We start from the raw sequence: 23478 nt of genomic DNA, 5'->3' as shown, positions 1-23478 counted from the left end.
GAGGGCGCGGTCTGCTGACCGCGCCCTCCGTCGTCCGCGCGCCGTCGCGGGAGGCGGACGCAGCGCGCAGGCACTGGCCGTCGGCGCCGCGGGCGGGCAGGATGGCGGCATGGCGAACTCGCGCACGAAACTGACCGTCGTCGGCGCAGGCAGCGTCGGGGTGAGCCTCGCGTACGCCGCGCTCATCCGGGAGAGCGCCGCCGAGGTCGCGCTCTACGACATCGCGGAGCAGAAGGTCGAGGCCGAGGTGCTCGACCTCGCGCACGGCACGCAGTTCACCGGCTCGGCCGTCTCGGGCGGGGCCGACCCGGCCGTCGTCGAGGGCAGCGACGTGATCGTCGTGACCGCGGGGGCGAAGCAGCAGCCCGGCCAGTCGCGCATGGAGCTCGCGGCCACGAACGCCGGAATCCTCGAGCGACTGATGCCGACGCTCCTCGAACGGGCGCCCGAGGCGGTGTTCGTGATCGTGACGAACCCGGCCGACGTGATGACCGTCGTCGCGCGCCGGATCACCGAGCTGCCGCCCGAGCGCGTCTTCGGCTCCGGCACGGTGCTCGATACCTCCCGCCTGCGCTGGCGGCTCGCCGAGCGGGCGGGCGTCGGCACGGCGAGCGTGCACGCCGACATCGTGGGGGAGCACGGCGACACCGAGTTCCCGCTGTGGTCGAACGCGCGCATCGGCCCGGTGCCCATCCTCGACTGGCGCGGCGCGGAGCCGCTCAGCCGGGAGGAGCTCGATCGGATCGCCGGCGAGGTGCGGGACGCCGCCTACACGGTCATCCGCGGCAAGGGCGCCACGAACCTCGCGATCGGGCTCAGCGGGGCGCGGATCGTCGAGGCGGTCCTCCGCGACGAGCACGCCGTGCTGCCCGTGTCGACCGTGCTCGACGGGGTCCGGGGCATCCACGGGGTCGCGCTCTCGCTGCCCTCGGTGGTCGGGGCGCACGGCGCCCGCCCGGTGGTCGAGACGCCCATGTCCGTCGACGAGGAGGCGCGTCTCCTGGCCTCGGCCGACGCGATCCGCGCCGCCGTCGACGCGCTCGGCTGACCTTTTCGGCGCCGCGGCTCGGCCTCAGGTGCTGTAGTCGAAGCGCTGGAGTGCGCGGAAGACGTCCTCACTGACTGCGCCGGGGCCGCCGAGCACGATCATCCGGTCGGCCCAGGCGTTCCTGACCCGCCACTTCGCGTACTGGTTCAGCGCGTTCGGCGGGGTCAGCAGGATGCCGCTCCGGCTCTTCCCCGCAGCGGCCGCACCGGCGAGCGCATCCGGGAAATCCACGCCGCTCGCGACGTACAGCGTTTCGGTCTCGCCCGGGAACCACCCGGCAAGGAGATCCGCAGTCTCATAGCGATCGGCGCCGCGGTACCAGTCGATGGTGGGCGCGTACGCGTCGAGCTTGGCACCGAGTGCGGGGTCGATCGCGTCTCCGACGACGACGATGCGCTTCGGCTTCAGCCGCTTCAGCTCGGCCGTCAAGGCCGGCTCGAGCGTTCCCTTGGCAAGGAGGAGCGGTGCGTTCGAGATCCCCGCGATCGGTGCGGCGGTGAGAGCGTCGGGGAACTTCATCCCGTGCGCGATGAAGACGAGCGAGGCGCCCTTCGGGTACTGCGCGCGTGAGACCGCGACGGCGGTCTGGAAGCGATCGCTCCCCGAGAGGCGGGTCACGGCCCCGGTGGTCAGTCGCGAGAGCTCGGTGAAGGCGGCGTCGCCGATCGCGCCGCGTCCGCCGAGGACGATGATGCGCGCCGGCCGAAGGCGTCGCAGCTCCTCGGCCGTGCTGGCGGGGAGCGGGCCGTCGGCCTGGGCGAGCAGGACGGGTGCGCGGTCGCGGACCGCGGCAGGCGCGCCCGCCAGCGCATCGGCGAATGCCTGGCCGCTCGCGACATAGGCGACGGGGATTCCCGGCGCGAAGTGCGCACGTGAGATCGCCGCTGCCGTCGAATAGCGATCGTTGCCGGCGATCCGGGTCGTCTCCATCGTCGGCGCCAGCCACGGCGAGGCCCAGAACGTCGGGGCATAGCGCGTCGAGGTCGAGAACACCTGGACGTGGAGCGGCCGGCCGAAGTCCTCCGGCCGGGGCGTGAACGAGCGCCCGGTGGCGCCGGCGATCGGCTCATTCTGGCGGAACCATTGGTACCGGAAGGTGACGCCGGCGGGTGCCGGGCCCGTGTCCACCGTGGTCGGCACGCCCACCGTCGGGTACGGCGGACTGATCGCGGGCGTGCGCAGCGTCGGCGTGGTCGTCGCAAGATGCGCGTTCCGGCGCGCCAAGGTCGCGCCGTCGGCAACGGCGAAGAACTGGGCGGTCTGAGCGGTCGGCCGGTCGTCCCAGTACTCCATGAGGTATCCGGGCATGCTGAAGCTCAGGGTGTACGCGTCCGGCGGGAGGCCGCCGAGCCGATATCTGCCCTCGCTGTCCGTCGCAGTGCGATCCTCCGTGAGAAACTCGCTGCCGCTCGGATTGCGGATCGCTTCGACGGTGGCGCCCTCGAGCGGCCGTCCGTCGGGGCCGGAGACCACGCCGGTGATCGATGCGCCGGACCGGAGGGTGATCCGTTGTCCGAGCAATTGCTGGCCCTCGGCGAGAGTGAACGTCGTCGCGGAGACGCGGTCGGCGCCGCCTCCCCACCAAGTGGGAAGCAAGCGGGCCGATTCCGGTGGTCGGAACTCCATGGTGTAGGTGCCGGCGGGGAGGCTCCAGAGGTCGAAGACGCCGCCGTTCTTCGTCTCGCTCCAGGGCTTCACGCCCCAGTCGATCTCGCTGCCGTCCTGCCCGATCAGGATGAGTCGGAACCTCACGCGGTCGAGTCCCACTCCGTCCGGAGTGACGACCGTTCCTGCGACTCGTGCGGTCTGCGGGCCGCCGCTCAGGGCAGGCTGCGTCGCCGCGACCGCGGGCGAACCGATGCCGAGCAGGAGCGCGACGGCTGCAGCAAGCCAGACGGCCGTACGACGGCGTCGTCGAGGGCGGGGCGATGCGGAACGATGGGGCAAAGCGGGCTCCTGGCGGGCGTGCGTGGGGTGGGTGGCGAGAGCACCGCCGTGCGCGACGCCGCGGAGTCCTGTGAGCATCTCACCACAGGCGCCGGAGAAATGGAAGGGTGTCCCCGATTCGAACCGGCGAGGTGGGTGGATCGTACGAAAATCTCGCACTCGTGTCGATCCGGCGGCTTCCCGTTCGACGTCAGGAGTGAGAGGGTCGGAACCGGCCCCGATCGATCCGAACAGGAGACGGAATCATGACCAAGTACATGCTGATCATGCGTGCGGACGAGCGCGGCGTCGCCGCCTACGAGGAGATGGACTTCACCGAGGTCATCGCCGCGATGGGGCGCTACAACGAGTCGATGATGAAGGCCGGCGTGCTGCTCGCGGGCGAGGGGCTGTCCGACGCGAGCGAGGGCTTCGTCGTCGACTTCACCGGGGAGACCCCGCTCGTCACCGACGGCCCCTACGGCGAGATCAAGGAGCTGTTCAACGGCTTCTGGATCATCGAGGTGGCCTCGAAGGCCGAGGCCGCCGAATGGGCGAGCCGGGCGCCGCTCGGACCGGGCGCGTTCCTCGAGGTGCGCCGGGTGACCGACGCCTCCGACTTCCCCGCCGACAACGAGTGGGTGCAGAAGGAGGAGGGCTGGCGCGAGGAGCAGGCCCAGCGGGCCGCGCAGGCCTGAGCCGGGCGGCCGCGTGAGCCACGAGCCCGAGGAGCGCCGCAGCGACGAGGAGTCGCTGCGGCGCTCCGGCGCGCGCGAGGAGGCATCCGTCCGAGCTTCGGCGCCGGCCCCGGTCGCCGAGCGCGTCGCGGCGGTGTGGCGCATCGAAGCGCCGCGCATCGTCGGCGCGCTCACACGCTTCGTCGGCGACTTCGCGCTCGCCGAGGACCTCGCGCAGGAGGCGCTCGCCGAGGCGCTCGAGCAGTGGCCCGAGCAGGGCGTGCCGCGCAATCCCGGCGCGTGGCTCACCGCGGTCGCGAAGCGCCGTGCGATCGACGGCTGGCGGCGTCGCGAGCGCTACGACGAGCGGATGGCGGCGATCGCCCACGACCTCGAAGCCGAGCGCGCGGCCGAGGCGGATTCGCCGCCATACGACCCCGACCGCATCGACGACGACGTGCTCCGGCTCGTGTTCATCGCCTGCCACCCGGTGCTCGGCCGCGAGGCCCGCGTCGCGCTGACGCTCCGCGTCGTCGGCGGCCTCACGAGCGAGGAGATCGCGCGGGCCTTCCTCGTGCCGGCGTCGACGGTGCAGCAGCGCGTCGTGCGGGCGAAGAAAGCGCTCGCCGAGGCCGGCGTCGCCTTCGAGGTGCCGTCGCGCGCGGAGCTGCCGGAACGCCTCGATGCGGTGCTCGGCGTGCTGTACCTGATCTTCACCGAGGGACACGCCGCGAGCGCCGGCGACGACTGGATGCGCCCGGAGCTGAGCCGCGAGGCGCTGCGGCTCGCCCGCATCGTCGCGGCGCTCCTGCCGCGCGAGCCCGAGGCGCAGGGCCTCGTCGCGCTGATGGAGCTCACCGCGGCGCGGTTCCCCGCGCGGACGGATGCCGAGGGCAACGCGGTGCTGCTCGTCGATCAGGACCGCGCCCGCTGGGATCGCGGGGCGATCGGCCGCGGCCGCGCGGCGCTGGAGCGCGCGGACGCGATCGGGCGCGGGCGCGGACCGTACGCCCTGCAGGCGGCGATCGCCCTCGAGCACGATCGGGCGGCATCGGTCGAGGCGACCGATTGGGCGGCGATCGTCGCCGTCTACGACGCGCTGGCCGAGCTCTCCGCGTCGCCGGTGGTGGCGTTGAACCGCGCGGTGGCCGTGTCGATGGCGGAGGGCCCGGCGGCGGCGCTGGCGATCGTCGACGGGCTCGCCGGGGAGCCGAGGCTCGCCCTCTCCCACCTGCTGCCGAGCGTGCGGGGCGAGCTGCTCGCCCGCCTCGGCCGCGACGGGGAGGCCCGTGCCGAGTTCGCGCTCGCCGCGGAGCGCGCGCAGAACGCGAGGGAGCGCGCCGTGCTGCTCGCGAAGGCGAGCGGCGCGGGCTGAGCCGCCGCCGGATGCAGGCGAGTGCTCCCGAAAACGGCGAACGGGCCGCCCGAGGGCGACCCGTTCGCGCAGTCGAGCTGCTGCTGCAGCTAGTCTCTCGCGATGGCGATGAAGCGCAGGATCTCGAGGTAGAGCCAGATGACGGTGACCATGATGCCGAAGGCACCGGACCAGCCGTACTTCTTCGGGGCGCGGTTGCGCACGCCCTGCTGGATCGCGTCGAAGTCGAGCACGAGCGAGTACGCGGCCATCAGGATGACGAGCACGCCGATGACGAGACCGAGCGGGATGCCGGCGATCTGGACGCCGCGGAGGCCCCACGGGTCGGTGCTCACGCCGGTCCACATGAGGATCATGTTGATGAGCGAGAAGACCAGGTAGCCGACCATCGCGATGAGGAAGACCTTGGTGGCCTTCTTCGAGGCGCGCACCTTGCCGCTCGCGAAGAGCGCGAGCGTCACGCCGAAGACGGCGAGGGTGCCGAGCACGGCCTGCGCGATGATGCCCGAGTACTGGGTCTCGTAGATCAGCGAGATGCCGCCAACGAAGAGGCCCTGCGCGGCCGCGTAGGCGAGGATCAGCGCGGGCGAGGGCTCGCGCTTGAAGATGTTGACCATCGCGAGCACGAAGCCGACGATGGCGCCGACCCAGAACACCCACGGCATCGTCGGGGTGAGGGCGAAGCCCGCGGCGGCGCCGACGAGCAGCACGCCGAAGGAGGCGACGGTCTTCGAGATGGTGTTCTCGACCGTCATGACCTCGGAGTCGGGCAGCGTGGTCGGACGGTCGTACATCTCCTGCAGCTGCTGGGCCGACACGTCCTGCGCTGCGGCCACCGCCCCCTGCTGGGAGAATGCGGGGTTCCGCGAGAAGGCGGGATTGTCGAGTGCCATGGACGGTTCCTCTGCTTTCGGCGTTCGTCGGGTGGAGGGGAATCCGGGCGCGGCTGCATACCGGATTCCTACGAATCTACCGTGTCCAGCCGTGACGACGCCGAGAATCGACCGGAGATCATCCTCTGGTGCCATGCCGTCGCTACGCTATGCGCATGCTGGCAGACACCGCGGGCCATCCGCTCGTCATCGGACACCGCGGCGCCTCCGGCTACCGTCCCGAGCACACCCGCGCGGCGTACGAGCTCGCCTTCGCGCTCGGCGCCGAAGCGGTGGAGCCCGACCTGGTCGCCACCCGCGACGGCGTGCTCGTGCTGCGCCACGAGAACGAGATCTCCGGCACGACGGATGTCGCGAGCCGCCCCGAGTTCGCGGGCCGCCGCACGATGCGCGAGGTCGACGGCGTCGAGCTCACCGGATGGTTCACCGAGGATTTCACCTGGGCGGAGCTCGCCACACTCCGGGCCACCGAGCGCCTCGGCCGGCTCCGTCAGACGAGCGCCAGCTTCGACGGCCGCTTCCCCCTGCTGCGGCTCCGCGATCTGTTCGAGCTCGTGGAGGATGCCTCGGCGGACGCCGACCGGCTGCTCCGCATCGTCGCCGAGTTCAAGCACGCCAGCTACTTCGCGGGCATCGGGCTGCCGCTCGACGAGCTGTTCGCCGCCGAGCTCGAGGCGGCCGGCTGGGGCCGGGGGGATGAACGGCTCATCCTGGAGTCCTTCGAGCCGACGATCCTCGACCGCCTCGCCGAGCGCGGCGTGCGCGGCACCCGGGTGTTCCTCATCGAGCAGACGGGCGCGCCCTGGGACCTGGTGCTGCGCGACGGCGCGGCCGCGACGAGCTACGACGAGACCGTCACCGAGGCCGGGCTCATGCGGCTCGCCGGCCGCTTCGACGGGGTGAGCGTCTCGAAGTCCCGCCTCGTCGGCGCAGCGAAGCGCGGCGCGTCACTGCACGGGGCCGAGCTCGTGGATGCCGCCCACAGCGCGGGACTCGCCGTGTACACGTGGACGCTGCGGCCCGAGAACCGCTTCCTCGCCCCGGCCTTCCGGCGCGGCGCGGCGCGCGCGCACTGGGGCGACTGGCTGGGGGAGTTCCGCGCGGTGATCGGTACCGGGGTCGACGGGATCTTCGTCGACCACCCCGACCTCGGCGTGGAGGCCCGCGGAGCGGGTTCTCCACAGTCGGTCTGATCTCCCTCCCGGCGCGGAGCCCGTTCGCTAGGCTGGGGATCCCAGGCGCGCGGGCGCCGACAGGAGGAACGATGTCCAGCACGATTCCAGGTTCCGGCCCCACTCCAGACTCCCAGCCCGAGGTGGCCCAGCGTTCGAACGTCGCGAAGGCGGCCCTCTGGCTCTCCATCGGCATGCTCGTCGCGGCCGCCCTCCTCGGCGGTTACTTCATCATCGTCGGCGACCAGGCCAACGTGGCCGGCCGCGCGTGGCTCACGATGCTGCTCGTCGCGGTGTTCGCCGGCACGGTGCTCCTCGACACCACGATCGCCGACGGGCCGAACCGCTGGTACCTCGCAGCTTCGACGATCACGAACGTCGTCCTCGTCGCGATCGGCCTCATGAAGATCTGGAACGGCTGGCTGCAGCCCGCGGATACCGCCGATCCGGGGGTCTGGGCCGCGCAGATCGGGCGCTTCCTCGCCGTCGTGATCCTATTGCGGCTCGCCCTCCTGATGACCCAGTTGTACGGGCTGCACTTCGTCGCGCGGGCGAAGAAGACCGCGACGCGGATCTCGGGCATCGTGACGCTCGTCTTCGTCTGGGCCACCGCGCTCGTGCTCTCGATCCCCTCGGCGTTCCCCGTGCCCGACTGGCCCGACTGGTGGTGGCGCACGGCGGGCGCGACCTCGCTCGTCGCGGTCGTGGCCGCCGTGATCCCGCTGATCCTCCGCGCCTTCGAGCCGAAGGCGCCGCGGCCCGTGCAGCCGGGGTACGGGCAGCCGGGGTACGGGCAGCCTGGGTACGGGCAGCCGGGATACGGGCAGCCGGGCCAGCAGGGATATCCGGCGCAGCCCGGGTACGGGCAGCCGACCCCGCCGCCTCCGCCCGGGTACGGTCAGCCGACCCCGCCGCCTCCGCCCGGGTACGGTCAGCCGGTGCAGCCCGGGTACGGTCAGCCGGCTCAGCCCGGGTACGGTCGGCCGGCTCAGCCCGGCTATGGTCAGCCGACCCCGCCGCCTCCGCCCGGGTACGGTCAGCCCACACCTCAGCCGCCGGCGCCGCAGCCGCCCGCACCTCAGCCGCCGGCGCCGCAGCCGCCCGCACCTCAGCCTCCGGCGCCCCAGCCGCCGGCCTGAGTCTGCCGGGGTCGGGTGTCGGCGGTCCCGCCTAGACTTGGAGGGACATGACGCTGATCCTCGACCCCGACGACCCGGCCGGCTGGCGCGAGGCCGACGCTCCCGCGCGCGCAACCGCCGGAAGCCGCCTCACCGACGGACTCAACCCCCAGCAGAAGGCCGCGGTCGAGTACCGCGGTCCCGCCCTGCTCATCGTGGCGGGCGCGGGCTCCGGCAAGACCCGGGTGCTGACGCACCGCATCGCGCACCTCATCGAGACGCGCGAGGCGTGGCCGAGCCAGATCCTCGCCATCACCTTCACGAACAAGGCCGCCGCCGAGATGCGCGAGCGCGTGCAGGCGCTCCTCGGCGAGGGCGCGCAGGGCATGTGGATCTCCACGTTCCACTCGGCCTGCGTCCGCATCCTCCGTCGCGAGGCCGAGTCGCTCGGCCTCAGCTCGACCTTCACGATCTACGACTCGGCCGATCAGCGCACCATCCTGAAGCGCATCATCAAGGAGCTGAACGCCGACACCATGGGCTTCACGCCCGCGGGTGCGCAGGGCAAGATCTCGAAGCTCAAGAACGAGCTCGCCGACGTCGAGACCTACGCGCGCAACGTGAACACGAACGATCCGCAGGAGCTCACCTTCCTCGAGATCTTCCGCCAGTACACGCGGCGCCTCCGCGAGGCCAGCGCGCTCGACTTCGACGATCTGATCGCCGAGACCGTCTACCTGTTCCGGGCTTTCCCGAAGGTGGCCGCGCTCTACCAGCGCCGCTTCCGGCACATCCTCGTCGACGAGTACCAGGACACGAACCACGCCCAGTACGCGCTCATCCACGAGCTCACCCGGCCGGTCGAGCCCGAGATCGTCACCGAGCTCGATCAGCACGGCATCCTGGTGCGCGGGCTCACCGATCGCAACGGCCGCATCCCCGGCGCCTCCCTCACCGTCGTCGGCGACTCCGACCAGTCGATCTACGCCTTCCGCGGCGCCGACATCCGCAACATCGCCGAGTTCGAGCGCGACTTCAGCGGCGCCGAGGTCATCCTCCTCGAGCAGAACTACCGCTCGACGCAGAACATCCTGTCCGCCGCGAACGCCGTCATCTCCAACAACTTCGACCGCAAGGAGAAGAAGCTGTGGACGGCCGACGGCGACGGCGACAAGATCGTCGGCTACACGGGGTACACGGCGCACGACGAAGCCCAGTTCATCGCCGACGAGATCGAGGCGCTGCACCGGGCCGGCGTCGCGTACCGCGACATCGCCGTGTTCTACCGCACCAATGCGCAGACCCGTGCGCTGGAGGAGATCTTCGTGCGGTCCGCGCTGCCGTACCGGGTCGTCGGCGGCACCAAGTTCTACGAGCGCGCCGAGATCAAGGACGCGATGGCCTACCTCATCGCCGTCGCCAACCCGCTCGACGAGCTCGCGCTCCGACGCATCCTGAACACGCCCAAGCGGGGCATCGGTCCGGCGACCGAGACCGCCATCGCGAACTACGCCGAGCAGAACGAGCTGAGCTTCCGCCAGGCCATGCGGCACGCGGGATCGCTCGGGCTCGGCCCGAAGGTCACCGGGGCGATCACCGCGCTCGCCGACGTGCTCGACGAGGCCGCGGCGATGCTCGTGCCCTCCCAGGCGGGCATCGAGGCCGGCACGAACGAGGGCGCCGCGAAGGTCTCCGACGTCCTCGTCTTCCTGGTCGAGCGTTCCGGGCTCATCGGCGCGCTCCGTGCCAGCCGCGACCCGCAGGACGAGACCCGCGCCGAGAACGTCGACGAGCTCGTCGCGCAGACGCGCGATTTCGATCGCGAGAATCCGGGTGCGACGCTCGTCGACTTCCTCACCCAGGTGTCGCTCGTCGCGGCGGCGGACGAGATCGACGACGAGTCCGGCACCGTGTCGCTGATGACCCTGCACACCGCCAAGGGCCTCGAGTACCACGCCGTCTTCCTCACCGGCATCGAGGAGGGGCTGCTCCCGCACCAGATGTCGGCCTCCGAGCCCGGCGGCCCGGCCGAGGAGCGGCGACTGTTCTACGTCGGCATCACTCGCGCGCGGAAGCGCCTCTACCTCTCGCTCGCGATGAGCCGGGCCCAGTTCGGCGAGGTCGCGGTGGCGATGCCGAGCCGCTACCTGCAGGAGATCCCCGACGAACTCATCGATTGGAAGCAGTCGCCCGGCATGGCCACGAGCCGCGGCGGCACCCAGCCGCGAGCGCTCAACGCCCGGCGCGGCTCCGATCGATGGGGTGGCGGCTCCGAGTCCCGCCGCGACCTCGACCGCTTCAGCGTGACGCGCGCCCCGGCCGCGAAGACCGAGTGGGCGAACAAGGTGACCGGCACCGTTCGCGACAACGGCGACCTCACCCTCGAGGCGGGCGACCGCATCCGGCACACCGACTTCGGCGAGGGACGGGTGACCCAGGTCACCGGCGAGGGCACGAAGCGCATCGCGCACGTCGCCTTCGACGCGGCCGGCCAGAAGAAGCTCCTGATCAAGATCGCGCCGATCGAGAAGCTGTGACTCGCGACGCCACCCCGAACCCCGCGTGGTGGCGTCGCGCCCGCGAGCTCGACCTGGAGGTCGCGCTGCGCGCCGCGATCGCCGCGGCGGTGCCGCTCGCCATCCTGGTCGCCCTCGGCCGCATCGACTGGGCCGCCTACGCCGCGTTCGGCGGGATGACGGCGATCTTCGGCCGCAGCGAGCCCTACCGCACGCGGCTCCGCACCGTGTCGGCGGCCGCCGTCGTGCAGCTCTCCGCCACCGGTCTCGGCATCCTGCTCGCCGTCGTCGGCGCCGGCCCGCTCCTCCAGGCGGTCGTGCTCGCGCTCGTCGTGGCCGCCGTCATCGTCGCGTACAACATGCTCGGCGTGACGCCCGCGACGCCGCTGTTCGCGGTCTTCGGCCTGCTGGTCTGCGCGGCCCTCCCGGTCGACGACGGCTCCGGCTGGCAGCGCTGGGGCGTCGCGGCCGCCGCGACGGCGTTCGCCTGGCTCCTCGCCATGTCGGGCTGGCTGCTGCGCCGGGCCGCGGGAGCGCGCGAGCCGCGGCTGTTCCGTCCGCTGCCGCGGCGCACCCCGCTGCGAGTCCACGGGCACACCGATCCGCGGCTGTGGCTGAACGTGGGGCAGAACCTCGTCGCGGCCCTCGGCGCGGGCGCCATCGCCCTGGCGCTCGGCACGGGCCATCCGTACTGGGCGGTCGTGAGCGCGGTCGCGGTGATCCCGCCGGCCCGTGCCGCGCACACCGTGTCCCGGGCCGTGCACCGCGTGCTCGGCACCGTCGCCGGAGTCGGCGTCGCCGCGCTGCTGCTCTGGCCGGAGCCGTCGGTGTGGCTCCTCGTCGTCGCCGTCGCGATCTGCCAGTTCGGCGCCGAGGTGCTCGTCACCCGGCACTACGGCACGGCGCTCGTGTTCATCACGCCGATGGCGCTGACCGTGGCGCACCTCGCCTCGCCCGCACCGCTCGTCGGGCTCCTCGGCGATCGGCTCCTGGAGACGGTCGTCGGCGCCGCGGTCGGCGTCGTCGTCGTGCTCGCCGCCCGGCGGTTCGTCGAGGTGGTGCCGATGCCGCCGCCGACGACTGCGACGCCGAGCATCGAGCCGGACGGAGACGCCGGGCCCGCCCGGCCCTAGGCGAACCCGGCTGCGGCGAGCGGCGGGACGTTAGACCGCGCCGCCGAGCAGTCCGCCGATCACCCAGGTCACCGCGAGGGCGAGCGCGCCGCCGACGACGACGCGGAGCACGGCCCGCCCGCGGGGAGCGCCGCCGATCCAGGCGGACAGCCAGCCGGTGACGGCCAGCGCGACGACGACGGCGGCGAAGGTCGTCGCGATGCGCCATTCGGCCGGTGGCAGGAGGATCGCGAGCATCGGCAGCACCGCGCCGACGAGGAACGACAGCGCGGATGCCCCGGCCGCGTGCCACGGGTTCACGACATCGGCCTCGGCGATGTGCAGCTCCGCCTCGAGGTGCGCGGCGAGCGCGTCGTGGGCGGTGAGCTCACGGGCCACCCGATCGGCGGTCTCCTCGCTGAGGCCCTTCGCCCGGTAGATGCCGGCGAGCTCGGCGAGCTCCTGCTCCGGCATCTCGGCGAGCTCGCGGCGCTCCTTCGCGATGAGGGCGTGCTCGGTGTCGCGCTGGCTCGACACCGAGACGTACTCGCCGAGCCCCATCGAGATCGCGCCGGCGACGACCGAGGCGATGCCGGCCACGAGGATCGGGCCGGTCTCGCTGGTGGCGGCGGCGACGCCGACGACGAGCGCCGCGACCGAGATGATGCCGTCGTTCGCGCCGAGCACGCCCGCGCGGAGCCAGTTCAGCCGCTCGTGCACCCCGGGGTCGTGCGGCTCGTCGGCGTGGGCCGATTGCGTCGTGGCATCCGTCATGGCGGCAGTCTCCCAGCGTCGAGCGCGCTCCGCCAGGATGCCGAGGCTGTCCTCACCCGCTGGAGGACCGGGTGGCGCTCGGATCGGGAGCTATGTAGCATAAGTGCTACATCTGATAGTGATTCAACGACGAGAGGATGCCGCATGGTCACCGCTCCCGTGGTCGAGGTGCAGGGTCTGCGCATGCGATACGGCTCCCGCACCGTGCTCGACGGCATCGATTTCCGGATCGGCCGGGGTGAGGTGGTCGCGCTGCTCGGGCCGAACGGCGCGGGCAAGACGACGACGCTCGAAGTGCTCGAGGGCTTCCGGCGGCCCGACGCCGGGCAGGTCCGCGTGCTCGGCGAGTCGCCCGAGACCGCGGGCGACGCCTGGCGCGCCAGGATCGGCGTCGTGCTCCAGTCGTGGCGGGATCACGCGCGCTGGCGCGTCGGCCCGCTGCTCGAGCAGTTCGCCACGCTGTACGAACCGTTCGCGGCGAGCACGGGGCGTCGGCCGCACGAGGTCGCGGAGCTGCTCGATCTCGTCGGGCTCGGTGGACACCGCCGTGCGCTCGTCCGGTCGCTCTCCGGCGGGCAGCGCCGCCGGCTCGACGTCGCGATCGGCCTCGTCGGCCGGCCCGAGCTGCTCTTCCTCGACGAGCCGACGACCGGCTTCGACCCGGTCGCCCGGCACGAGTTCCACGAGCTCATCCACGCGCTCAGCGACTTCGACGACACGACCGTGCTGCTCACCACCCACGACCTCGCCGAGGCGGAGAAGATCGCGGGGCGCATCCTCATCCTCGATCGCGGCGTCATCGTCGCCGACGGCAGCCCCGCCGAGCTCGCCCGCGCCGTCCCCGGTGCGAGCGAGATCAGCTGGCGCGAAGACGGCGTCCGGCAGGTGCACAGCGCCGCCGACGCCGAGCCCTTCGTGCGCGAGCTGCTCACCCGCACCGACGTGGTCGTGACCGAGCTCGTGGTCCGCGCCCAGACCCTCGAGGAGACCTACCTCGCCATGATCGCCACGGAGGACGCACGATGATCCCCGCCGTCCGCGCCGGCCTCCGCCGGGGCGTCACCGAGTTCGGCATCTCGCTGCGCACCCCGTCCGACGTGGTGTTCATCCTCATCGGCCTCGTCGCCGTCGGCGTCGCGCTCTGGCTGTACCGCGACGCGGAGGCGGCGCCGGGGGTGCCGCTCACCTGGTTCATTCTGCCGAGCATCCTCACGATCCAGCTCGTGTTCATCGCCGGTTACGGGCTCGCCACGGTCGTCGTCACCGAGCGCGAGGACGGCACCCTGCTCCGGGCCCGCACCCTGCCGCGCGGGCTGCCGGTCTACGCGAGCGGGGTCGTCACCAAGACGCTCGCCGAGCTCGTCTGCACCTTCGTGCCCACGCTCGCGATCGCCGCGATCGTGCTCGGCGGGCGCTTCGGGCTCGACGCCGCGGACCTCGCGATCGTGCTCGCCATGCTCGTGCTCGGCACGCTCGCACTCACCCCGTTCGGCTTCGTCATCGGAACGGTCTTCCGCAATCCGCGCTCGGTCGGCGGCTGGGGCTTCCTCGTCGTCGGCGTCCTCGCCTTCGTCTCTGGCCTCGTCCAGCCGCTCGCTTCGCTGCCGGTCTGGGTGCAGCCGATCGGTCTCGCCCTGCCGCTCTACTGGATCGGCCACGCGCTGCGCGGGGCGTTCCTTCCCGGCGAGCTCGCCGCGTTCGAGGTCTTCGGCGACTGGCAGTTCGGGCTCGCGTTCCTCGTGGTCGGCGTCTGGGCGGTCGCGGGACTGCTGCTCGCGCCGCGCCTGCTGCGGCGCGTCGCACGTCGTGAAACGGCCTCGGGCATCGAGCTGCGGCGCCAGGCCGCGCTGCAGCGGGCATGAGCGGGCCGGCCGGGGAGGGGGCCCGCAGCGACCTGGTGCACAACCGGGTGGCGATGCTCCGAGCCGAGCGGCGCGTCACGCGGCGCGAGCTCGCCGAGGCGATCGGGGTGCACTACCAGACGGTCGGGTACCTCGAGCGTGGGGAGTTCAACCCGAGCCTGCACCTCGCGCTGCGCATCGCGCGCTTCTTCGAGGTGCCCGTCGAGTTCGTCTTCTCGCTCGAGGAGTTCCCGCGGATCGCGCCCGACGGGATGCCTCGCGGCTGACGTCCGCAGTGGCCGGGCGGCGCTTCCAGCGCCGGTCGAAGCGGCCCCGGGCGACCCCGGTTCGGCGGCGTCGAACAAGGGGAGTAGCATGGCAGGCGGCCCGTGCCGATAGCTCGACATCGAGAGAGTTTCGGGGCCGGGTCCCTCACCCACCATCCCTGCGCGAACCCGCGCGGACCGATTGGAAGCAGAGCGTGGATCTTTACGAGTACCAGGCCAGAGACCTCTTCGAGCAGTACGGGGTGCCGGTGCTCCCCGGCATCGTGGCCGACACCCCCGAGGAGGTGCGTGCGGCAGCCGAGCAGCTCGGCGGCGTCGTCGTGGTCAAGGCCCAGGTGAAGACGGGCGGCCGTGGCAAGGCCGGCGGCGTCAAGGTCGCGAAGACCCCCGACGAGGCGTACGAGGCGGCGAAGGCCATCCTCGGGCTCGACATCAAGGGGCACGTCGTGAAGCGTGTCATGGTCGCCGGCGGCGCCCGCATCGCGCAGGAGTTCTACTTCTCCGTGCTGCTCGACCGCGCCAACCGCTCCTACCTGTCGCTCACGAGCGTCGAGGGCGGCATGGAGATCGAGCAGCTCGCCGTCGAGAAGCCCGAGGCGCTCGCGCGCATCGAGGTCGACCCCATCGCCGGCATCTCGCTCGAGAAGGCCAAGGAGATCGCGGTCGCCGCGAACTTCCCGGCCGAGCTCGTCGACCGCGTCGCCGAGGTCTTCGTGAAGCTCTACGAGGTCTACGACAAGGAAGACGCGACCCTGGTCGAGGTCAACCCGCTCATCCTCGACGAGGACGGCAAGATCATCGCCCTCGACGGCAAGGTCAGCCTCGACGAGAACGCCGAGTTCCGCCACGCGGGCCACGCGCTCCTGGAGGACAAGGACGCCGCCGACCCGCTCGAGGCGAAGGCGAAGGCCCTCGACCTCAACTACGTCAAGCTCGACGGCGAGGTCGGCATCATCGGCAACGGCGCGGGCCTCGTCATGTCGACGCTCGACGTCGTCGCGTACGCGGGCGAGAACCACGGCTCGGTGAAGCCGGCGAACTTCCTCGACATCGGCGGCGGCGCCTCGGCCGAGGTCATGGCCAACGGCCTCTCGATCATCCTCGGCGACCCGCAGGTGAAGAGCGTCTTCGTGAACGTCTTCGGCGGCATCACCGCGTGCGACCAGGTCGCGAAGGGCATCGTCGGCGCGCTCGCCGAGCTCGGCTCGACCGCGAACAAGCCGCTCGTCGTGCGCCTCGACGGCAACAACGTCGTCGAGGGCCGCCGCATCCTCGAGGAGGCGGCGCACCCGCTCGTGACCCTCGCCGAGAACATGGACCAGGGCGCCGACAAGGCCGCCGAGCTGGCGAACGCGTAAGGACAGCAGAACCATGACGATCTTCCTCAACAAGGACTCCAAGGTCATCGTCCAGGGCATCACCGGCGGCGAGGGCTCGAAGCACACCGCCCGCATGCTCGCGGCCGGCACCCAGGTGGTCGGCGGCGTGAACGCCCGCAAGGCCGGCACGACCGTGCTGCACCAGGACGCCTCGGGCGCCGACGTCGAGCTGCCCGTCTTCGCGACGGTCGCCGAGGCCATCGCCGCGACCGGCGCCGACGTCTCGATCGCCTTCGTCCCGCCGGCCTTCACGAAGGACGCCGTGATCGAGGCCATCGACGCCGAGATCCCGCTCCTCGTGATCATCACCGAGGGCGTGCCCGTGCAGGACTCGGCCGAGTTCTGGGCCTACGCCAAGGAGAAGGGCGGCTCGACCCGCATCATCGGGCCGAACTGCCCCGGCATCATCAGCCCCGGTGAGTCGCTCGTCGGCATCACCCCGGCGAACATCACCGGCAAGGGCCCGATCGGGCTCGTCTCGAAGTCGGGCACGCTCACGTACCAGATGATGTACGAGCTGCGCGACCTCGGCTTCTCGACCGCGATCGGCATCGGCGGCGACCCCGTCATCGGCACCACGCACATCGACGCGCTCGCCGCGTTCGAGGCCGACCCCGAGACGAAGGCGATCGTCATGATCGGCGAGATCGGCGGCGACGCCGAGGAGCGCGCGGCCGACTTCATCAAGGCGAACGTGACGAAGCCGGTCGTCGGCTACGTCGCGGGCTTCACCGCGCCCGAGGGCAAGACCATGGGCCACGCCGGCGCCATCGTGTCCGGCTCCGCCGGCACCGCCCAGGCGAAGAAGGAGGCCCTCGAGGCCGCCGGCGTCAAGGTCGGCAAGACGCCGAGCGAGACCGCCCGCCTCCTCCGCGAGGTGTACGCGGCGCTCTGAGCGCGCGGAGCGACCCGCTCCCTCCCACGAAGGCCCCGCCGGCAGCGACCGGCGGGGCCTTCGCCGTCGGTCCGGGACGACGGCCGGATCGATGCTGTCGCCGGCGGCGGCCGAGGCGCTATGGTCAACCGAGGGGGGAACATGGCGAAGACGCAGGCGGACCTCGAAGCGCGCATCGCGGAGCTCGAGGCGGAGAATCGCGAGCTGCGCTCGCGCGAGACGGTGCGCGACGCGGACGGCGAGGACACCGCGGATGCCGCGACCGGCCGACGCCGCACGCCCGGGCGCTGGCGCTCGGTGGTGTCCGGCATCCTGGTGGTGCTCGCCCTGCTGCTCACGCCGGTCGCGCTCCTCAGCTCCTGGGCGCGCCTGGAGCTCGTCGACACCGACCGCTTCGTCGCCACCTTCGCCCCGCTCGCCGAGGACCCCGAGGTGCAGGCGTTCGTCGCGGACACGGTGACCGGCATCATCGAGGACCAGGTCGACATCCCGCAGCTCACCTCCCAGGTGTTCGACGGCATCCGCTCGCTCGACCTGCCGCCGAAGGCCGCCGACGCGCTGTCGCTCCTCGAGGGCCCGGCGGCGCAGGGACTGCAGTCGCTCGTCGCGCAGACGGTGAGCCAGGTCGTCTCCTCCGACGCCTTCGCCGACACCTGGGCGACGGCGCTCCGTGTGAGTCATCGCCAGGCGATCGCCGCCATCCAGGGCGACCCGAACGCGGCCCTCGAGATCGGTCCCGGCGGCCAGCTCTCGGTGCAGCTCGGCCCCATCATCGAGACGGTGAAGCAGCAGCTCGTCGACCGCGGCGTCGGCTTCGCGAGCGCGATCCCGGTCGTGAACCAGAGCATCGCGATCGCCCAGGCCGACTCCCTTGTGCTCGTGCAGACCGTGTACGCGCTCGCCGTGGCGGTGGGCACCTGGCTGCCCTGGGTGGTGCTCGCGATGCTCGTCGGCGGCGTCCTCCTCGCGCGCAACCGGCCACGGGCGTTCGTCTGGACCGCCGCGGGCTTCGCACTCGTCATGGCGACGCTCGCCGCGGGCGTCGGCATCGGCCGGCTGTTCTTCGTCGGCACGGTGAGCCCCTCGATCATGCCGGCCGGCGCCGCCGGGGCGCTGTACGAGCAGATCATCGAGCTCATCCGCTCGACGATCGTCGCCGGGCTCGTGCTCGGCATCCTCACCGCGGTCATCGCATGGTGGGCGGGGCCGTTCCGGCCGGCCAGAGCGCTCCGCCGCTTCTCGAACGCGATGTTCGCGGCGATCCGGCGCGCCGCGGCGAAGTACGGCGTCACCACCGGCGCGTTCGGCATCGCGCTCGACCGCTTCCGCTCCGCGATCTACCTGGTGATCGCGCTCATCGCCGTGGTCGTCGTGCTGCTCGGCCGACCGCTCACCACGGGCCTCGTGGTGACGACGGTGCTCCTCGCGCTCCTCGCCATCCTGCTCGTCGAGCTGCTGCGGCGGCCGGCCGAGGAACGGGAGCCGGTTGCGCCCGACGGCGCCGGCGACGCCGACGATCGGGCGCCGGCCCCGGAGGACGACGGCCCGCTCGCCGAGGACGCGACGGCCGACGCCGCCGACGCGGTCGCGGCGGCACGCGCACGGGAGTGACGGAGCCCCGCCGTGGCGGGCGGGATCAGGGGATCGGTCCGCTAGGCTCGACCGGGTCATGAGACGCACCACGGTCGCCCTCCTCGCCGCACTCGAGGCCCTCGTCTCGGCGCTCGTCGGCTACGGCATCGCCCTCGTCCCGCTCATGCTGCTCTGGGGCATGCACTTCCAGCTCGGGCTCGGGCTCGACGTCGTGTTCCGCGCCGCGGCCGACGTCTGGCTGCTCGGGCACGGGGTCGATCTCACGGTGCAGCTCGACGCGGTGACGGCGGCGCGCACCGGGGTGCCCGGGGCCGAGGCGGCGTTCCCGATCACGATCGCGCTGCTCGGCTTCGCCCTGCTCACCCTCCTCGTCGCGCGGCGCATCGGCCGACGGGCGGTGGCCGCGGGCGCTCCCGTGACCGGGCTCCTCTCGGCGGTCGCGGTCGCCGGCGCCGTCGGCCTCGTCGCCACGCTCGCCGCGCGGCACCCGGCGGCCCACGCCTCGGTCTGGCAGGGCGCGCTCCTGCCCGCGGCGATCACGGCGGCGGGCGTCCTCATCGGCCTGCTGAGCTCGGAAGAGCTGCGCGACCGCCTCGTCGACCGGCTGCCGCAGACCGTGCCGGACGAGTGGCTCGAGCTCGCCGGGCGGGCCTGGCGCGTCGGCGTCGGCTCGGCCTTCGCGGTGCTCGCCGTCTCCGGCCTCGTCGTCGCGTGGGCGATCGTGTCGAGCTACGCCACGATCACCGGCCTGCACCAGGTGCTCGGCGCCGGGTTCGACGGCGGCGTCGCGATCTTCGTGGCCGAGCTCGCCCTGCTGCCGAACCTGGTGCTCTGGGGCGCCTCGTGGCTCCTCGGCCCGGGCTTCGCGATCGGCGCGGGCACGCAGGTGACCCCGGCGGGTACGCTGCTCGGCCCGGTCCCCGGGCTGCCGATCGCGGGTGCGCTGCCGAGCGACGGCGGCTCGCTCTCCGCGCTCTGGCTCGTCGTGCCCGTGCTCGCCGCCTTCATCGGGGCGTACCTCGTGTCGCGGCGCTCGGCGGGCGGCGCGGATGCCGCGGCGGCGTTCCTCGCGGATCCGGAAGCCGATCCCGCGGAGGCACCGGCCCGCGGGGCGAACCCGGTGCCGTGGTGGCATCCGCTCGCCTCAGGCCTCGGCGCGGGCGTCCTCGCCGGGATCGTGCTCGGCCTCGGCGCCTGGTGGTCCGGGGGCGCGATCGGCCCCGGGCGTCTCGCCGAGGCGGGGCCCGACGGCTGGGCCGTCGCCGGGGTCGCCGCGCTCACCGTGGCGCTCGGCGCCGTCGCCGGGGGCTTCACCGCCCGCGCCCGGGTCGGTGGCCGAGAGCCGCTGACCGAATCGGCCACCGCGGAACCCGATACACTCTGAGCGTGCTGAAGCTCGTCGTGCTCATCTCCGGCGGCGGCTCGAACCTCCGCGCGCTGCTCGAAGCCTCCCGCGATGCCGAGTTCCCCGCCCGGGTCGTCGCCATCGGCGCCGACCGCGAGGCCGACGGCCTCGCCCTCGGTGAGGAGTTCGGCATCCCGACCTTCACCGTGCCGTTCACGGCCTACGAGAGCCGCGACGCCTGGGGCGAGGCGCTCATCGAGGAGGTGCGCCGCTGGGACGCCGAGCTCGTCGTGCTCTCCGGGCTCATGCGGCTCGTGCCGCCCGCGGTCGTGCGGGCGTTCTCGCCGCAGCTCATCAACACGCATCCCGCCTACCTGCCGGAGTTCCCCGGCGCGCACGCCGTGCGCGATGCGATCGCCGCCGGCGCCACGCAGACCGGTGCGAGCCTCATCGTCGTCGACGACTCCGTCGACGGCGGGCCGATCATCGCGCAGGAGCGCGTGCCGGTGCTGCCGGGCGACACCGAGTCGAGCCTGCACGAGCGCATCAAACCCGTCGAACGCCGCCTCCTCATCGAGGCCGTGCTCGACATCGCCAACGCCCACCTCGATCTGAAGGACCTCGCGCGATCATGAGCGGCCCCGCCATCGACCCCAGCCTGTACCGCGAGCGGGACGTCGTCCCCGTGCGCCGCGCCCTCATCGCCGTGAGCGACAAGCGCCGCCTCGCCGAGCTCGCCTCGGCGCTCGTCGACGCGGGGGTCGAGATCGTGTCGACCGGCGGCACCGCGAAGGCGATCGCCGACGCCGGCCTCCCCGTCACGCAGATCGCCGAGGTGACGGGCTACCCCGAGCACCTCGACGGCCGCGTGCGCACCCTGCACCCCGCGGTGCACTCGGGCCTCCTCGCCGACCTCCGGCTCGAGCACCACGAGCGCGAGCTCGAGGGGCTCGGCATCGCGCCGTACGAGCTCGTCGTCGTGAACCTCTACCCCTTCGTCGAGACCGTCGCGTCCGGCGCCGAGCCTGCGGCCGTCGTCGAGCAGATCGACATCGGCGGCCCCGCGATGGTGCGCGCCTCGGCGAAGAACCACGCGAACGTCGCGGTCGTCGTCTCGCCCGACCGCTACGAGGAGATCATCGCCGCGGTCGCCGCGGGCGGCACGAGCCTAGCCCAGCGGCAGGAGCTCGCCCGCGAGGCGTTCCGGCACACCGCGACGTACGACGTCGCGGTCGCCAGCTGGATCGGCAGCGTCGTCGCGCCGGACCAGGATGCCTCGGTCTCGCCGTTCCCGGCGTGGGTCGGCGGCACCTGGCAGAAGCAGGCCGACCTCCGTTACGGCGAGAACAGCCACCAGCGCGCCGCGATCTTCGCGACGAACGGCGGCCGCCCCGGCATCGCCCAGGCCGTGCAGCTGCACGGCAAGGAGATGAGCTACAACAACTACGTCGACGCCGACGCGGCCGTCCGCGCCGCCTTCGACTTCGACGAGCCCGCGGTCGCGATCATCAAGCACGCGAACCCCTGCGGCATCGCCGTCGCGGCGCCCGGCGCCGCGGACCCGATCGCCGACGCCCACCGCCGCGCGCACGAGTGCGACCCGGTCTCGGCCTTCGGCGGCGTCATCGCCGCGAACCGCACCGTGACCCGGGAGATGGCCGAGACCGTCTCGGGCATCTTCACCGAGGTGCTCGTCGCGCCGGCCTTCGAGGCCGAGGCCGTCGAGCTGCTGACGCAGAAGAAGAACATCCGACTGCTCACCCTGCCCGAGGGCTTCGCGCCCACCGCGGTCGAGCTGAAGCAGGTCTCCGGCGGCATGCTGCTGCAGCAGGCCGACCGCTCGTTCGCGCCGGTCGCCGAGTGGACGCTCGTGTCCGGCGAGCCCGCCGCCGAGGCGACGCTCGCCGACCTCGCCTTCGCCTGGACGGCGTGCCGCGCGGTGAAGTCGAACGCGATCCTCCTCGCCTCGGGCGGCGCCTCCGTCGGCGTCGGCATGGGGCAGGTCAACCGGGTCGACTCGTGCCGTCTCGCCGTCGAGCGGGCGGGGGAGCGCGCGGCCGGATCGGTCGCGGCGTCCGACGCCTTCTTCCCCTTCGCCGACGGGCTGCAGATCCTGCTCGACGCGGGCGTGACCGCGGTCGTGCAGCCCGGCGGCTCCGTGCGCGACGAGGAGGTCGTCGCCGCGGCGAAGGCGGCCGGCGTCACGATGTACTTCACCGGGGAGCGGCACTTCTTCCACTGATCCCTCGGCGGGGCCCGGACCCGGATCCGGGGTGCTCCGCCGGGCGCTACGCTGGGAGCGACGGGCGCTCACGAGGCGCTCGCACCGGCATGCCCACGAGGCGTCAGAGTCGAGGAGAACCGATCGATGTCGATCACCCCTGCACCGGCCGCACCCGCGACCGAGGTCCACGTCCAGTTGCCCCAGGCGGCGCCCGACCATGAACGGGTGCTCATCACCCGCGGGCCGCGATCCGGGCTCACCATCATCGTCGCCGTGCACTCCACGGTGCTCGGCCAGGCGCTCGGCGGGGCCCGACTCTGGCGCTACGAGCACTGGACCGACGCGCTCGGCGACGCGCTCCGGCTCTCCCAGGCGATGACGATGAAGAACGCCGCGGCCGGGCTCGCGCGCGGCGGCGGCAAGTCGGTCGTCGCGATCCCCGCGGGCGTCGAACTCGACGAGGCCGGCCGGCGCGACGCCATGCTCGACCTCGGCGACGCGGTCGAGTCGCTCGGCGGCGCCTACATGACCGCGGAGGACGTCGGCACGAGCGCCGAGCTCATGGCCGTCGTGCACGAGCGCACCGAGCACGTGTGCGGTCTCCCCGCGGAGGCCGGCGGCGTCGGCGAACCCGCCGACGCGACCGCCGCGGGCGTCTTCGCGGGCATGCTCGCGACCCTCGAGCACGTCTTCGGCTCCGACGACCCCGCGGGCCGGCACTTCGTCGTCGCGGGCCTCGGCCAGGTCGGCGGTCGCCTCGCCCGGATGCTCGCGGCCCGAGGCGCCCGGCTCACCGTGACCGATGTCTTCGACGGCAAGCGGGCGCTCGCCGAGGAGCTCGGCGCGGCGTGGGTCGATCCGGCCGAGGCGCACCGGATCGAGGCCGACGTGTTCGTGCCGTGCGGGCTCGGCGGCGTGCTCACCGGGCAGGTCGTCTCCGAGCTCCGGGTGCGCGCCGTGGTCGGCGCCGCGAACAACCAGCTCGCCGCGCGCGGGGTGGCCGACCGGCTCCGCGAGCGCGGCATCGCCTGGGCGCCCGACTTCGTCGTGAACGCCGGCGGCGTCGTGTACCTCGACCTCGCCTCGACGCCGGGGGTCACGGCCGCCGAGCTCGACGCGCGCATCGCCGGCATCGGCGACACGATCGGCGCGGTCCTGCGCGAGGCGGATGCCTCGGGCACGACGACGCTCGACGCGGCCGAGCGCCTCGCGCTCGCCCGTCTCCGGTCCGGTCGCTGATCGCGCCGTCGACGGACGCGGGGCGGGCGGCGACGGTGACGCGCCGCCCGCGGCCCGGCCGCTA

20 protein-coding genes are annotated in these 23478 nt (G+C 72.8%); 17 read left to right on the top strand and 3 right to left on the bottom strand.

What is annotated here, in order from left to right:
* Positions 1-109: 109 nt before the first annotated feature.
* The gene (locus tag ROT00_RS02930) at positions 110-1048 is read left to right on the top strand and encodes an L-lactate dehydrogenase (protein WP_404772203.1); all 939 of its coding nucleotides are present in this window, start codon (positions 110-112) and stop codon (positions 1046-1048) included.
* A 24-nt stretch (positions 1049-1072) separates the two neighbouring features.
* Here ROT00_RS02930 and ROT00_RS02925 read toward each other — a convergent pair whose 3' ends face one another.
* Positions 1073-2800: a cell wall-binding repeat-containing protein gene (locus tag ROT00_RS02925; protein WP_404772202.1), complete on the bottom strand. Its 1728-nt coding sequence runs from the start codon at positions 2798-2800 to the stop codon at positions 1073-1075.
* 440 nt (positions 2801-3240) lie between these two features.
* Here ROT00_RS02925 and ROT00_RS02920 point away from each other — a divergent pair, with 440 nt between their 5' ends.
* Together ROT00_RS02920 and ROT00_RS02915 are read left to right on the top strand one after the other, a co-directional pair.
* Complete coding sequence (locus ROT00_RS02920; RefSeq protein ID WP_404772201.1) at positions 3241-3672, top strand: YciI family protein; 432 nt, start codon at positions 3241-3243, stop codon at positions 3670-3672.
* Between the two features lie 133 nt (positions 3673-3805).
* Positions 3806-5026, top strand: coding sequence for an RNA polymerase sigma factor (locus ROT00_RS02915; protein WP_404772947.1), 1221 nt, complete (start codon positions 3806-3808; stop codon positions 5024-5026).
* 89 nt (positions 5027-5115) lie between these two features.
* On the opposite strand, the gene ROT00_RS02910 is transcribed toward ROT00_RS02915, so the two are convergent.
* On the bottom strand, positions 5116-5919 hold the full coding sequence (locus tag ROT00_RS02910) for a Bax inhibitor-1/YccA family protein (RefSeq protein ID WP_404772199.1): 804 nt from the start codon (positions 5917-5919) through the stop codon (positions 5116-5118).
* 155 nt (positions 5920-6074) lie between these two features.
* Between ROT00_RS02910 and ROT00_RS02905 the strand changes: the two genes are divergently transcribed.
* The 4 genes from ROT00_RS02905 (at position 6075) to ROT00_RS02890 (ending at position 11858) form a co-directional block, all read left to right on the top strand.
* On the top strand, positions 6075-7112 hold the full coding sequence (locus ROT00_RS02905; protein WP_404772198.1) for a glycerophosphodiester phosphodiesterase family protein: 1038 nt from the start codon (positions 6075-6077) through the stop codon (positions 7110-7112).
* Positions 7113-7234: 122 nt separating this feature from the next.
* Positions 7235-8230, top strand: a complete 996-nt coding sequence (locus tag ROT00_RS02900; protein WP_404772197.1) for a hypothetical protein — start codon at positions 7235-7237, stop codon at positions 8228-8230.
* A gap of 47 nt (positions 8231-8277) precedes the next feature.
* A complete protein-coding gene (locus ROT00_RS02895) occupies positions 8278-10746 on the top strand; it encodes an ATP-dependent helicase (RefSeq protein WP_404772196.1) in 2469 nt (822 codons plus the stop codon).
* Positions 10743-11858: an FUSC family protein gene (locus ROT00_RS02890; RefSeq protein WP_404772195.1), complete on the top strand. Its 1116-nt coding sequence runs from the start codon at positions 10743-10745 to the stop codon at positions 11856-11858. Before ROT00_RS02895 ends, ROT00_RS02890 begins: the two co-directional genes overlap by 4 nt.
* A 30-nt stretch (positions 11859-11888) precedes the next feature.
* On the opposite strand, the gene ROT00_RS02885 is transcribed toward ROT00_RS02890, so the two are convergent.
* Complete coding sequence (locus ROT00_RS02885; RefSeq protein ID WP_404772193.1) at positions 11889-12611, bottom strand: VIT1/CCC1 transporter family protein; 723 nt, start codon at positions 12609-12611, stop codon at positions 11889-11891.
* Between the two features lie 144 nt (positions 12612-12755).
* Here ROT00_RS02885 and ROT00_RS02880 point away from each other — a divergent pair, with 144 nt between their 5' ends.
* From ROT00_RS02880 to ROT00_RS02835, 10 genes are all read left to right on the top strand, one after another.
* Positions 12756-13637 carry an ABC transporter ATP-binding protein gene (locus ROT00_RS02880; protein ID WP_404772192.1) on the top strand — a complete coding sequence of 294 codons (882 nt, stop codon included), beginning with the start codon at positions 12756-12758 and terminating at the stop codon, positions 13635-13637.
* On the top strand, positions 13634-14473 hold the full coding sequence (locus ROT00_RS02875) for an ABC transporter permease (RefSeq protein WP_404772190.1): 840 nt from the start codon (positions 13634-13636) through the stop codon (positions 14471-14473). The genes ROT00_RS02880 and ROT00_RS02875 overlap by 4 nt, the downstream gene beginning before the upstream one ends.
* Positions 14470-14739, top strand: coding sequence for a helix-turn-helix transcriptional regulator (locus tag ROT00_RS02870; RefSeq protein WP_404772188.1), 270 nt, complete (start codon positions 14470-14472; stop codon positions 14737-14739). Before ROT00_RS02875 ends, ROT00_RS02870 begins: the two co-directional genes overlap by 4 nt.
* Positions 14740-14933: 194 nt before the next feature.
* The gene (gene sucC, locus ROT00_RS02865; RefSeq protein ID WP_404772187.1) at positions 14934-16097 is read left to right on the top strand and encodes an ADP-forming succinate--CoA ligase subunit beta; all 1164 of its coding nucleotides are present in this window, start codon (positions 14934-14936) and stop codon (positions 16095-16097) included.
* Positions 16098-16110: 13 nt separating this feature from the next.
* On the top strand, positions 16111-17013 hold the full coding sequence (gene sucD / locus ROT00_RS02860; RefSeq protein WP_243567520.1) for a succinate--CoA ligase subunit alpha: 903 nt from the start codon (positions 16111-16113) through the stop codon (positions 17011-17013).
* 141 nt (positions 17014-17154) lie between these two features.
* A complete protein-coding gene (locus ROT00_RS02855) occupies positions 17155-18624 on the top strand; it encodes a hypothetical protein (RefSeq protein WP_404772185.1) in 1470 nt (489 codons plus the stop codon).
* 58 nt (positions 18625-18682) lie between these two features.
* Positions 18683-19990 (top strand): cell division protein PerM, encoded by a 1308-nt coding sequence (locus ROT00_RS02850; protein WP_404772184.1) that lies wholly within the window; start codon positions 18683-18685, stop codon positions 19988-19990.
* A 2-nt stretch (positions 19991-19992) separates the two neighbouring features.
* A complete protein-coding gene (gene purN, locus ROT00_RS02845; RefSeq protein WP_404772182.1) occupies positions 19993-20586 on the top strand; it encodes a phosphoribosylglycinamide formyltransferase in 594 nt (197 codons plus the stop codon).
* Positions 20583-22193 carry a bifunctional phosphoribosylaminoimidazolecarboxamide formyltransferase/IMP cyclohydrolase gene (gene purH / locus ROT00_RS02840; RefSeq protein ID WP_404772180.1) on the top strand — a complete coding sequence of 537 codons (1611 nt, stop codon included), beginning with the start codon at positions 20583-20585 and terminating at the stop codon, positions 22191-22193. The genes purN and purH overlap by 4 nt, the downstream gene beginning before the upstream one ends.
* Positions 22194-22319: 126 nt before the next feature.
* Positions 22320-23414, top strand: coding sequence for a Glu/Leu/Phe/Val dehydrogenase family protein (locus ROT00_RS02835; protein ID WP_404772178.1), 1095 nt, complete (start codon positions 22320-22322; stop codon positions 23412-23414).
* Positions 23415-23478 lie beyond the last annotated feature (64 nt).

The sequence above is a fragment of the Agromyces mediolanus genome (assembly GCF_044917495.1).
Lineage (GTDB): Bacteria > Actinomycetota > Actinomycetes > Actinomycetales > Microbacteriaceae > Agromyces > Agromyces mediolanus_B.
Note: the sequence above shows the minus strand (reverse complement) of the source record. Positions and strands in the feature narration are given on the sequence as shown.